This window comes from Chitinophaga barathri (assembly GCF_003807585.1).
Taxonomy (GTDB): Bacteria; Bacteroidota; Bacteroidia; order Chitinophagales; family Chitinophagaceae; genus Chitinophaga; species Chitinophaga barathri.
In genome coordinates this window covers 566,741-578,626 of sequence record NZ_RMBX01000001.1, presented here as the reverse complement: position 1 = coordinate 578,626, position 11,886 = coordinate 566,741, and the positions used below count along the sequence as shown (strand labels likewise).

The 11,886-nt window shown below is 48.6% G+C and carries 11 protein-coding genes; 9 read left to right on the top strand and 2 right to left on the bottom strand.

Translation table 11 applies throughout. From position 1 onward, the window contains the following. Nucleotides 1-12: 12 nt before the first annotated feature. Nucleotides 13-552 carry a peroxiredoxin family protein gene (locus EG028_RS02070; RefSeq protein ID WP_162946211.1) on the bottom strand — a complete coding sequence of 180 codons (540 nt, stop codon included), beginning with the start codon at nucleotides 550-552 and terminating at the stop codon, nucleotides 13-15. Nucleotides 553-959: 407 nt separating this feature from the next. Here EG028_RS02070 and EG028_RS02065 point away from each other — a divergent pair, with 407 nt between their 5' ends. From EG028_RS02065 to EG028_RS02050, 4 genes are all read left to right on the top strand, one after another. Continuing rightward, nucleotides 960-1,541, top strand: coding sequence for a sigma-70 family RNA polymerase sigma factor (locus EG028_RS02065; protein WP_162946210.1), 582 nt, complete (start codon nucleotides 960-962; stop codon nucleotides 1,539-1,541). A 170-nt stretch (nucleotides 1,542-1,711) separates the two neighbouring features. After that, the gene (locus EG028_RS02060; protein WP_120514378.1) at nucleotides 1,712-2,899 is read left to right on the top strand and encodes a FecR family protein; all 1,188 of its coding nucleotides are present in this window, start codon (nucleotides 1,712-1,714) and stop codon (nucleotides 2,897-2,899) included. A gap of 1,039 nt (nucleotides 2,900-3,938) precedes the next feature. Further along, nucleotides 3,939-4,544, top strand: coding sequence for a hypothetical protein (locus EG028_RS02055; protein ID WP_123864514.1), 606 nt, complete (start codon nucleotides 3,939-3,941; stop codon nucleotides 4,542-4,544). Nucleotides 4,545-4,616: 72 nt separating this feature from the next. Continuing rightward, the gene (locus tag EG028_RS02050) at nucleotides 4,617-5,768 is read left to right on the top strand and encodes a hypothetical protein (protein ID WP_123864513.1); all 1,152 of its coding nucleotides are present in this window, start codon (nucleotides 4,617-4,619) and stop codon (nucleotides 5,766-5,768) included. Between the two features lie 11 nt (nucleotides 5,769-5,779). On the opposite strand, the gene EG028_RS02045 is transcribed toward EG028_RS02050, so the two are convergent. Beyond that, on the bottom strand, nucleotides 5,780-7,441 hold the full coding sequence (locus EG028_RS02045; protein ID WP_123864512.1) for a hypothetical protein: 1,662 nt from the start codon (nucleotides 7,439-7,441) through the stop codon (nucleotides 5,780-5,782). A 164-nt stretch (nucleotides 7,442-7,605) separates the two neighbouring features. Between EG028_RS02045 and EG028_RS02040 the strand changes: the two genes are divergently transcribed. The 5 genes from EG028_RS02040 (at nucleotide 7,606) to EG028_RS02020 (ending at nucleotide 11,377) form a co-directional block, all read left to right on the top strand. Beyond that, nucleotides 7,606-8,265 (top strand): hypothetical protein, encoded by a 660-nt coding sequence (locus EG028_RS02040; protein WP_123864511.1) that lies wholly within the window; start codon nucleotides 7,606-7,608, stop codon nucleotides 8,263-8,265. A gap of 135 nt (nucleotides 8,266-8,400) precedes the next feature. Next, complete coding sequence (locus EG028_RS02035) at nucleotides 8,401-9,231, top strand: RteC domain-containing protein (protein WP_162946209.1); 831 nt, start codon at nucleotides 8,401-8,403, stop codon at nucleotides 9,229-9,231. Between the two features lie 20 nt (nucleotides 9,232-9,251). Further along, nucleotides 9,252-9,893, top strand: a complete 642-nt coding sequence (locus tag EG028_RS02030; protein WP_123864510.1) for a hypothetical protein — start codon at nucleotides 9,252-9,254, stop codon at nucleotides 9,891-9,893. A gap of 261 nt (nucleotides 9,894-10,154) precedes the next feature. After that, nucleotides 10,155-10,508, top strand: a complete 354-nt coding sequence (locus EG028_RS02025; RefSeq protein ID WP_206614336.1) for a DUF4134 domain-containing protein — start codon at nucleotides 10,155-10,157, stop codon at nucleotides 10,506-10,508. A 383-nt stretch (nucleotides 10,509-10,891) separates the two neighbouring features. Then, entirely contained in the window at nucleotides 10,892-11,377 is a 486-nt protein-coding gene (locus EG028_RS02020) for a hypothetical protein (RefSeq protein WP_120514371.1), read from the top strand. The last annotated feature ends 509 nt before the right edge of the window (nucleotides 11,378-11,886 follow it).

The following is an 11,886-nucleotide window of genomic DNA, read 5'->3' as shown; positions in this document are numbered from 1 at the left end:
GAAACTTTTATATTAGCCTTTCATAGTTGGCTTTTGTTTTACCTTATTGAATTGCTTAATTAAGTCATTCATATCGGCTGTTCCGCGGAATACTGCTCGCAGACGTTGATCCTTGTCATAGATCAAAGTCATTGGGACTTGCATTCCATTAAAAATAGTCTGTGTGACATTATGATGATCACTTGCTATTGTCACGTTGTTTAAGCCTTCAAAGCGCTTAATTTCGGGGCAGGATTTTATATCTGAAATAGGAAATGGTGCAACTAAGGCTATGCTTGCGGAAAAAAAATGGTTAATGCTGTCACTCAGCGCAATTAGCTCGTCTTTACAATTGTGACATGTTGGATCGAACAATACTAAAATTGTGATTTTGTCATTAGGAATTGAAGTGCTTTTGATCTCGGTGCTGTCTAGACGCAGCATCTTGAATTTTGGGAGGAAGTTGATTGCATCTCCGTTTTTTACTTGTGCCTCTGTAAAGTTGTCTTCCCACTTGCAAGAACTTAACCAGGTGAAAACAATTACCAAGAAGATAGTGACTCCACGTTTCATGATGATGGAAAGGTTTAATTCCACTAATGTTGACATCATAAAAGTAAGCGACCTCTGGAATGCGTTCGGTATACCTCGGAAAATGTCTCATTTTTTAATCTTAGTACGGTTTCACATAAGCGTTATAATCTTTTTGGGACAGGTGTGTAGGCGTTGAAGTGCTCAGTAGCGTTGATTTTTCAGATGTATGCGAATTGGCTAAATTTCCTTACTATTGTGGCGGATTGACCGCCGATTCGGCACCAGTTCAACGATTTTCTCACCTTAGACCTTTTCCTTATTAGATATCATAGAAATTCCCTATTCGTTTTAGATTTTACGATGGCCTATTGATAATGGATTCAGGATTGCTGAGTGGGCGGGGAATATCATTGAACCAAATAGTTGACGTTCCAAGGCAACTGCACATGAAATCATTTGAACATAAAGACGTAGTCCCGCTACTCAACCGGCAGGACCCTGTTGCTTTCAAGGCTGTGTGGGACGAATATTATGCCCATGCCTTCCTTAAGGCACGCAGATATGTTGTAGACGAAGAAGTTGCGAAGGATATTGTCCAGGAAGCATTTATGAAATTGTGGCTGCATCGGAACTTCAATAACGAAAGTCATGTTGTCGGTTTCCTCATGCGTACCGTAAGCAACAACTGCCTTTCTTATCTCGAAGCATTACCAAGGGAAGAAAAATTTAGAGCCAACTTAGCAATACTATCGGAAACTGTTGACGATCCCAGCGCAGAAACAATCACTCGAGCAGACCTCTACAATGAAATTGAGCAGCATTTATCTCTTCTTCCTGAAAAGTATCGGAAATACTATGAGCTTGCCCGACAAGGGCTCAGCCACCAGGAGATCGGCAAAAAACTGGAAATTTCCCCTAAGACCGCAAAGAATTACCCCGGAATACTGCGCGCCATGCTGCGAAAAGCAATGTTGAAATATCCCAACACAACCCTCTTGATAACCATTGCCTCTACTTTTCTCAGGTGATCAATTATTTTGGTAATCATGACGAAACACATGGATTAAAATTATATTTGAAAATTGCCCTGAAATCGTCGGGATTTTCTACCCGTTTTCCATTTATAAGGTAGCGGAAAGAGTATTCTAACAGGAAGAGGGTGTTTTCTTCAGCAATATTCAAAAATGACACCAAGTCTATGAAAGAATCTCGTAACAATCGGATGGAGATCCCCACTGCGATACTGATGAAGCACATTGGGGGCGCTCCTGAAGAGCCGCTATCGGAGGAAGAAAAAACTATTTTGGTCGTGTGGCTTGCCGAAAGCGACAGTAACAGGCAACTTTTTAAAGATGTACTGAACGGTCATTCTTTGTTGGATGATGCCGCCTACGTCATAAACACGCGCGATCAGGAATGGAAAAAAATGCAGCAGCGGCTTTCGCCGGCGCGACGAATGTTCTCGTTTGTACGGTTGTCTGCCGCCGCTGCAATCCTTGTGCTTTTGGGCGTGGCCGTATTCTATATGGTTGGAAAGCTGGAGCATAGGGCTGATATGGCGCAAATGCCTGTAATGCCTGCAAAGGACGTGGCTACACTGACATTGGCAGATGGGAGGGAGGTTGCGCTTGGTAACAATAGCGGCATAGTTGCCCATCAGGGCGGACTGGTTGTTTCCAACGACACCACCGGCGAACTTTCTTACCTCGGGGCAGAAGGGAGCCAGCGGTCCGCCGAGTATAATACCCTGCGCACGCCGCGCGGCGGTAAGTATGCAGTGCGGCTGCCGGATGGTACGCGGGTATGGCTCAACGCGCAGTCGTCCATCCGTTATCCAGCCAACTTCGGACAGGCCACCCGAAATGTCAGCATTGAAGGGGAAGCATATTTCGAAGTGGCTAAAGATCCGCAGCGTCCGTTTCGGGTGGAAGTGCCAACAACTATCGGCAAAATGCAAGTGGATGTTCTGGGTACCCATTTCAACATAAACGCCTATGCTGAGCGAGGATTAATAAAAACCACTCTGCTGGAGGGTTCCGTACGAATCTCCAAGGGAAGCCAGGTGCGCGAGCTTGTTCCCGGACAACAGTCGATGGTGGCCCGGCAGGGAGACCAGATTGAAACTGCCCAGGTAAGAAATCTCGCAGATGTTGTAGCCTGGAAGGAGGGATATTTCGTTTATAACGGTGAACAGCTCGGAGAAGTTGCAAATGATATTGCCCGCAGGTATGATCTGGAGGTAGAACTTGATGAGCAGCACGCCAAAGTGGCTGTGTTGTTTACCGCTGGCGACCCCGATATTCCCTTGGACTCCCTTATCAGCTTGCTACAAAATGCGTCGCTGAAAGTGCGACGTGAGGGGAGGACTCTCATAGTTGGCAAATAATTCTTGACAAATTCAAGTTTGATTTAGATTTTGGTAACCTGTAGCCTGAAGGCCGCTTTGATAAGTTGTCTGTAAGGTGATGGTTTAACTATGTCCTATTGTAGGGAATTGGTCTCTACCAGTTCCATACTTTCCACGTTCCCGTCAAATGCGGGCCTTGTGAATTTCCATCGCTTTCTTTTAGCAGTCCAAACGCCTATGAGGAAAAGAACCTTGGATTTATTCTGGATTTCTGCTGCAAACCCGTTTTTGTTATCCCGCCTTTCCAGAAGGGAAGCGGAGATCCAGATTAATCCTGACAGTAGCCGCCCTTCGTCGCTATTCTAACCACCTATCAAATACACTTACCGAAAGCCTTGCAGAATATCCTGCAGGCTTTTTTTTGACCTGTGACTACCAATTGCCCGAATCCGCAGCATCACGGACTGTTCGGTTACCATACGCATAGTAGAGGTCGGTCTTGAATAACCTGAACAGTCCAGGCTGCGGTAGTCACTAACGGCGACATGTTGGTCGAACGTGGGTTGGAGTATGATATGTTTCCGGGAGCTGCCGCCACTGCAATTGGACAGAAGCGCAGCGGCGGCTAATTTTGCCGTCTCTCCCGGGTATGTTTTATGACCTTTTGGTGCTCTCGCTGGACAGTTTATATCAGCATTGGCTGAAATCAAAGGTATTGTAACCCGTTAATGGGAATGGAATGATCAACCTCCTGATCGCATAAGTAATCGCGTGACCGTTTGCTTTATCAGATGCCTCAACCAACCATCTTCCGTAAGGGGAAATACTTAGAAGGGCAATTTTACAGCCTTCAACCGCGGCTAGCCCGTGCAATGATGGTATTATTGTGAAGTTTCTTATTCATAAAGTTAAGTTTTGGCTACGCTCTGACTATCCATACCAAGTAGAAAACTTCCAATAGGTTAAGGCTCTTTTCAAAAAGCTCGGGTCCACGCTCCTCGGGTGGAATCCACACATTCTGTGGGCCCTATCGGGCTACACAACCATGTTTCGACCAGTTTACCCTAAAACTTCAAGTATGAATTGGTCCACTATGAGCATACCTTATCCATTGCTTTGCAGGCCGGAAGATCCATACCAGCCTGTGACCTACTTTTCCTCTTACCAGCCTAAGATTAAGACAACTTACATTGTTCGCACCCTCGATCTGCCAGCGGATATGCTTTGGATGATCCGTTGGACCGGGACGGAGGAAGATAAAGATGTTGCTGCTCACCAGCGCCTTTATGACGAACTGATAAGCGACCTGGAACGCGAAGCGCGCGATCCGTATTACCAGCACCTGGTCGTCATTGAAAACGATATTCCGCGCCTTTTGATAACCGTAGGATTGGAAACCAATCCTTACCGCCAGGTTAGCCGACAGCAAAACAACTATGTATGGTATCCGCGGGCTGATTTTGCCGTACCAATTGCCCGACTACTATTGCCCATTCGCGTCGCCCTTGACTGCTGCTTCCAGTTTAAAGGTGTTGAGAGGGTCTTTCTGGTCCTCGATCGCTATCAGCAACGGTATCATCATCTTGCGATTATGGCCGGATTCGAGCCGCTCAAAATGGCAGCCGGCCAGATGGCGGCTGGCTCGGGTTGCTACCAGTATCGTCGAAATTTTAATGCACCGTGACGGACACGGTCATGTGTTTTTGGCATAAATTTGAATGAGCCCCACCCAAATGCCGAGCAAAATCCAAACGACATGAATGAACTTGGCGCATTTTCAAACTACATCACAGAAATGACAATTGTGTCATCCGGCACTACCGGCGCAACCAGTAAATCCGTCGAGGAGCATGAAACGACGATTCGTCACCTCAGTAACAGTGCGGCCAAATCGCTCTCTTTGGAGCTGAGCCAGATCACGGGGAAGAGAAAATTGCGCCACTACATTGCCGGACAGGGGCGACTTCTGGAGGCGATTTCTGGAAAGCTGGTGTTTAGGTTCTGCACTGCCGTTGTCACTGAAGAATATAATCGCGGACAATTGCTGGCATTATACCAGCGCGCTGACGAACAGATAGGTTTAATGCAACGCCTGTTGCTGGAGCATGTGCCGAAGGATTATGAATGGACCTGGCTTACGCCTTTTGCTGACGGAATTAGGCTGATAAACCTGAAAGGGGAGGTGGAGCAACTGCAGTCCATCCTCGATGAGCACAACGCGCCCATTGTTTCAATCGTTCTGGCTCATCTGCGACCATTCATTGAACAGGGCACGTTCGTGCCGTTCGGTCGACTACGATATTACCGCCAATTGTTCGAGGCGCTGGCAACCATTAAGCCAATAGCAGGCATTGACACGAACCTGCAGCTACACCTCCAGCTCATTACCCACAACTTCAACGATCCAGAATACATCAACCATTGCAACCTCAAACTGCTGGTCAAGGCAGATAACTTACCCCATGAGCAGAAACTCGAGATCCTGCTATGGTACGACACCAAACTGGAAATGATGACACCCCATCCTGATATGCACCTTTACACCGGTAGGAAGTCGGCGCGTACGCAACTTTCTAAATGGGTTAAAGCCCAACTGATCGACCTGCAGCGCTACCTGATGCCCCATCTGGAAAACCCGCTCGAGGTATTCAAGCTGCGCTTCAATATCAGCGTCGCCGAACTGGACCTGCTCTTCGATACGATGCAGGAAATCGATGTCGTTAAAAGTCCGAGCAAGATATACCTGCGTCGCACCCTGGCGCAGGTGACCGAAACCAAAGGCAGTGACCAGCCGTCGGTCAATTCGCTCACCGCCCTTGGAAACAACCTCGGCAAGAAGAAGGCCGCGGCCGGTCGCCTCATCGACATGACCTTCAGACTCAACGCGGCACTGCGGAAATGGCTGTAGCACTACTGCCATCAGTCGAAGATGGAGTCGGAAAAATCCCCGTCAACTATCGCTTTACTTTGGAGGTCAAACTGTTGGTAGTATAGTGGAAGTTTATATCTGGACCTCAATGAATCCAGATAACCCCTGCTTTCATTGCAGAGTGGGGCGACACCAACGACAACCATCGCCTTTGCGTGGTTTGTGTCGGGCCAGTCCGAATATTCTAAAAGTTGGCCCAATGCCTCTCGAATACTTGCTTTTATACTGCTGTAGACTTTTACTTCGTAGTAAATTCTTCGGCCTTGGCGAACCCTGATTACATCAACGCTGGTGCCTTGCCCTGTTCCGCATTCTTTGCCGACACAGAAGCCATACTGGTCGATCAGGTAGTTTTTAAGCCGATCTCTTACCTTTTTATGCAGGTACAGGTTTTCAACTGGTTTTGGCTCACGGTGATAGATCGTCGTCTCGATGCTGTCATCGACATCTGGTTCTCGGGAGGCGTCCGGTTCGAATGCTATGGCGTCATTCATGGGGTTTGCCAGACCGATTTCTGCGTGCTTGTGCATCAATTCATAGCGATGAGATTTAGCGATCCTGTTATCTTCAATTAACCGGTAGCTTTCGAACAACTGAAGATCCTGCGGCATGAAACGAATGTTGAACAGCTTGAAACCTTCGTTTTGCGAGAACTCGGACCTGATTGCTTGGACCGCTTCAATTTGTTGGTCCATCAACTGCATCCATCCACGCCGCTCATATTCTGCTACGATCTCATCTGCTCGCTCGTGACCGACAATTTCCACATTCCTTATAATCCCTACCGCATATCTTTTGGCTGTTCGTCCATCTACTGTAAAAAGATCGATGTTGTAAACTTTATCTTCGGCTGATTCTTCGAGCCCTCGGACAGATTCGAGAAAAGCATAGTGAAATCCGTCGATCGTCTTGGACGTATCACAAAGCCATTCCTCATGCCCATATCCGTACTTTCCTTCATGCGATTTGGGATCGGTGCTTTTCCCGGGCCACCCGGAAGGTTCCACCCATCCGTTGTCATTCCAGCAAATACGAGATATCCGGTTCCCGTCATGGGCCGGTTTGAAATGATGATATTGCGCCTCTACGTATTCTACAACCGGCGCCAGGCGCTCCAGCAACGCCAACATGCTTTGGATATCATCAGTATTCGCTTCGGAGAGCGGCTTGTTGATGAATTTTCCAATGAAAATGAAATTTTCAAAGGTTTCCCATTCAGGAGGGATGGGCCCGACCGGGAAATTATCTGAGCGATTATGGCCGTCGGGACTATCATAATGCCACATCCAAAGATCGTCAAAAGTGGATTTGTTTTTCTTAATGTATTCATTAAGTGCTTTGATCTTCGGCGGCAGGAAATTCATAGGGTCGGGCTGGCTTTGATTTGGGTAAAGTGAGAACCCTACTCCATATCTGAATATTTCCCTATCATCCAGCCATTCTGCCCCAATATTAAGTTGAAGGTCACTTCTGCCACCAGCATGATAGGCATAACATTCATTGCCTCCGAAAATGGTGTGCCCGCTGAAAATCTTGTAAGTCTGGACGCGGGTATTACCGTGCAGGGTCTTCATTCGGGATTGAAATCCGGACAATACAGGCGAAAATCGAGCAAGACTGTTCAGTGCGTCGGTAGCTTCATAAATTGTCATGACTCTATTCTTAGAATTAGCAGTTTTTAGGTGAGATATAACGCATGCGCATTGTAGTGCGCAGCTTTCCGTTGAATATACGCAAAATATAGTCCGTAGCCTAAATTGCTCATTGCGTTACCATCCTTGAGTCGGAGCGACAATACGTCCAAGTTAATACGACAATGTCTACTTTCACTGCGTCATTAAAAGCAGCAACCAAATCCGAATTGCCTTATTTTTCCAGGGTGAATCAGATCATCTACTTAGGCTTGCCAAAAAAAGGAAGGCAACCGCCATCATTGCGTACGTTTTTCACCCGGCATGCCACCATCAGCCAGATGGCAGATGTGTTCGGCACCACCGAGCAGGTCGCTGATTTTTTCCTGAAGGTGCCAAGTGCAATTTGGGCAGAGCGATTACAGATGCTCGATGAATATTTTGGCGCCGAAGCCGGCACGTTCGCGGCCATGACCAGGGTACAAGTGGAAATTGACCGTCGCAAGCAACGGTATGCCCGCCCGGTGGATGAACTTATACCGTACCGGGAGCTACTGTTTAACAGGTCAGTGACAACGGTGCATGCGTTGGTGCGCCGTGGCTTAAAGCCGACCCTGATAGCCAGGGTACTCGGCATCTCCGCAGGGCGCGCGCACTACATTCTTTCCCATCCTGGTCAGCTTGGTGCTCAGCAGTTGGTAGACCTCGATACCCTCTTCGCCGTGGAGCCGGATACTTTTGCCGACCTGGCCTTCCATCAGACTGAGCACGAACACGCCAAATACCAGCCAGCCAAAACCTTTTACCGGCAATGGTGCCTGCGAAAACGGCGGCGGCGCCATTAAAATCACTACCCGAATACATGAATTTGAAATTGCTGTGACTTAATTTTCAATATGTTGCATGGGGTATCATATACCCCTCCCCATCCGCACAATTTTTCTTCTTTTCACCTTGGTGGTTCAAAATCACGAACCACCATGCCTTCCCACTACCAACAGATCTTGGCAAAGTTAGAGCTCCACTTGCCCGAATATACCAGCTATGCAGACATCTCAATCGCCGCTCGCGCAGCCGGACAGTGCCAGGTTGCACTGGAGGAAACAATAGCCTACTGGCAACAGAATGACTTTCGTGACGCCGCGGAGGAGCTTTCTTTTTTTCGCCATACCTATCCGGCAGCACTTGCCCATTGGATGTTCTGGTCGCAGGTACATCTGGTCGAAGAAATACATCCGCTTGGAACCGCTGAAATGTCCATTCTCTTTTATTCCGGGCTGCTCAAAGGTATTGCTCCGATTATTAGCCGACGGCAGGGCGTTGCAGCCTGGCTGGAAAATATGCCAGAGGACAAGCTCAGCTTCTTCTTTTTCAACACACCAACCATCCTCCAATTGGCGGCCTTTCCTAATCTGCCAGCGAACATGGTGCTGCCCAGGAATGAGCATTCGCAGCACCTTGCTTCCAGTTGGGCCTATCAACGCCTGGCAGATTATCTGATGGCACAGATCGACCGCCTGAGCGGTCCCGGCAGGGTAGGGAGGGGGCAGCATCAGCTTCGATGGGTTTTATCCAAAGCATCCCTTACAGAACTGGTTTATGCCCTCCATGAATACGGTGCATTTGATGGGCGTCCCGAGATCAGCCGGATTGCCTCAGCCGTCAGCGAGTGGTTCGGCGTAGATCTCGGCAATATCTACAAAGCGTACGAAGGCATTCGCATTCGGAAAAAGGACCGGACGCCGTTTATTTCCGGCCTGGTGACAGCACTCCTTCGTCGTCTCGACCACGACGATTTGCACGCACTTTGAAAAATATTTTCATACAGTGTATGGAACTGGTTTTTTTCGTTTTCGTGATGGCCCATTTTTGTCTTCGTAAACACGATTACAAACCATCACCGCAAAAACACCGACTTATGTTATCATCTGTTAGTTGGCTGGAGTTCATCGGCGGATTCGCAGTAGTATCACTTGGCTGGATTGCATACGTATACCGCGATGAAATTTTGCGAAGGGAAAAGCCTCCCGTGCCCGGTACGCCGCCGCCCCCACCAGGGCCGAAGCGAATCTGGCAGGTTAGTGAAGAGTCCGACCCTGCAACACAGCCTGTTCCTGCCGCGGTGGCCGGGAATCCTAGCTACCAGCTACCGCCTTTTGAAACGCACAGCGCATATCGGCAAAAGTTATTTGATGAAGAGGATGACATGGAGGACGGCCCCGAGGATGGGGAGTTCGAAGCGCTGGAAGAAATTGCTATCTCCATCCGGCAGACCATCACCGACAGCCGAGAAATCGGTTCCAACTTAGGTCTGCTCGATAAAATCAAACCTATCATTGCCAGCTATCCCGACTTAGGCCATCCAAGCCTACGGGCAGCTATTCAAAACATGATCGCGCGGGCGGCATTCCAGGAATGCGGTCTGTCGCTTACCACCGCCGAGCTCGACACACTTTGGCAACAGGAAGGATAATTCGTTTTCGTAGCACAGTTTAGTTTTCATCGTTGAGCCCCCGGCCCAGGTAGTGGCTCCCTCGACAGCCAGGCGCATGCCTGCCGCTGAACGGGGACCACTATCTATTCCCGACAAGTATGGATTGATTCAAAGGTGTATGGGACCTGGCTGCCTGCCAGCGACTCTGCCCGTGGCATGCGCACTGGCTGACGAATGCAATAAGCGTCAGGGTGGCCGGCCCATACCACTATCCCCGTGACCATTAAAAGAAATGTGAAGATGAAACGTGAAGGCATCGTATGCAACAATTATCAGAACGACTACGCCAAAAGCCTGCTGCTATGTGCAGCGATGGTACTGCTGGCTGGCGTAGATGTCGTCGCACAACAGCAGCCCAATGCAGGGACTGCGCTCAACAACGCAAACACTTCTATCCGTACCTATTTTACCACCGCATCGCAGATCATGTACGCCTGCGGAGGCATCGTGGGGCTCGTGGGGGCCATCAAGGTTTACAGTAAATGGAACGAGGGCGACAACAATACAGGAAAAATCGCCGCTGCGTGGTTTTCGAGCTGCATTTTCCTGGTGCTGATCGGTGTCGCCATTAAAACTTTCTTCGGCATCTCTTGATGCCAGCGGCAAAGAGGCATGCTACTGGCAAGCGTCCAGCGACTGCCGAAGAGACCTGAGCGATGACATGCCGGCAGTGTGGAGCAGCCGGTTGCCAAAAGCTCAACAAAAGAGGGCTGCCTGCCCGGTGATTGACAGATATCGTGACGCATGACATGGATGGTGGCAGGCGGCCCTTTTAATCAAAATTCGCATGTTTTCCGGTTGATTGAAGAAGATCAACAAATGTCAGGGGGATGTGTCTACATCTCCCTTATTATCATCATAAGGGTTATAGGCTACGCTCTAAAGTGGCCGGTGGTCAATGAAACACATCTCACCCAACTGCCACCGGTCGCCCGAGCGTAGAATGGAGCTTTTCACCTGGATAAATTTTACCACTCATGCAATACGACATTCAAAAGATGCGGAGCGAGATTAGAGAACAATACCTTAAGTTTTTGTCGCAACACTACCAACCGTTGCTGGAAAACCTGTGCGCGCAAGGAAAATACGACGCATTCTTCAAGGAAGACTGGGAGCTGGTGGACAGTTTGATCGATGAACAGATGAAAGAACAGATACCTCCGGAGCAGATTGTCGCTTACTGTCTGGATCTTCAGATACAGCATAGCGGTCCCAGTCAGATGGACCTGATTGAAATGTTGCTACGCACCCGTTTGCCTGAAATTTACAAGAAATGGACCGATCGGGGATCGCTGCGCGATCTAATCCTTAAAGTAGCGCGCAAGGGAGCTTATGTCTTCGAGCTGGTTCGGTTTGATGACCCGGCAAGTCCTTTTTATTACCTCGACGCTACCCTGGTTGAATTTATCGGGTCGGTACACCGTGAAGAATTTGAGGCTGATGATCAGCCTGAAACGAATTAGCGATTAAAACATAGGACATGTCTTCAAGCATATACACCCTCAACAAAAACGTCAATAAGCCTGTCGAGTTTAAAGGTGCGCCCGAGAAAGTTCTTTGATAATTACGTGATTAGCAACATATTAGGTTAGTGTCCGACACGACCTATCACCAACCGGCTTATCCGAAAGCGAAAGCAGACGGGGAGTATAGCATGCCGGTGAACGGGAAAGTCAGGTAGTTACCAACCTGCGACTGAACCTGAAGGTGAAAAGACAAACACGAGGATAAAGCCTATACTGGTTCAACCATAGTTAGAGCGGGACGTCTCGAACCGGTGACGTAAGGTATCTGAATCGTCACTCTGTAGCACTTCCTCCCCAGCCTTTGAGGGGAGAAAGCAACGGACAAGCTACAGCGCAACTGCCGTCAGCAGGAAATAACGAAAGTGGTATCCGACAGTTTGTCAAGCTATTGTCAAAAAATCTTACCGGGGATTACCTAAACCGGAACGCCGCTGGCGCGGCTATGA

Bases quoted from the DNA above. Each gene is read 5' to 3' on its own strand.
- EG028_RS02070 (WP_162946211.1), bottom strand. From the start codon at position 552: ATGAAACGTGGAGTCACTATCTTCTTGGTAATTGTTTTCACCTGGTTA.
- EG028_RS02065 (WP_162946210.1), top strand. From the start codon at position 960: ATGAAATCATTTGAACATAAAGACGTAGTCCCGCTACTCAACCGGCAG.
- EG028_RS02060 (WP_120514378.1), top strand. From the start codon at position 1,712: ATGAAAGAATCTCGTAACAATCGGATGGAGATCCCCACTGCGATACTG.
- EG028_RS02055 (WP_123864514.1), top strand. From the start codon at position 3,939: ATGAATTGGTCCACTATGAGCATACCTTATCCATTGCTTTGCAGGCCG.
- EG028_RS02050 (WP_123864513.1), top strand. From the start codon at position 4,617: ATGAATGAACTTGGCGCATTTTCAAACTACATCACAGAAATGACAATT.
- EG028_RS02045 (WP_123864512.1), bottom strand. From the start codon at position 7,441: ATGACAATTTATGAAGCTACCGACGCACTGAACAGTCTTGCTCGATTT.
- EG028_RS02040 (WP_123864511.1), top strand. From the start codon at position 7,606: ATGTCTACTTTCACTGCGTCATTAAAAGCAGCAACCAAATCCGAATTG.
- EG028_RS02035 (WP_162946209.1), top strand. From the start codon at position 8,401: ATGCCTTCCCACTACCAACAGATCTTGGCAAAGTTAGAGCTCCACTTG.
- EG028_RS02030 (WP_123864510.1), top strand. From the start codon at position 9,252: ATGGAACTGGTTTTTTTCGTTTTCGTGATGGCCCATTTTTGTCTTCGT.
- EG028_RS02025 (WP_206614336.1), top strand. From the start codon at position 10,155: ATGAAACGTGAAGGCATCGTATGCAACAATTATCAGAACGACTACGCC.
- EG028_RS02020 (WP_120514371.1), top strand. From the start codon at position 10,892: ATGCAATACGACATTCAAAAGATGCGGAGCGAGATTAGAGAACAATAC.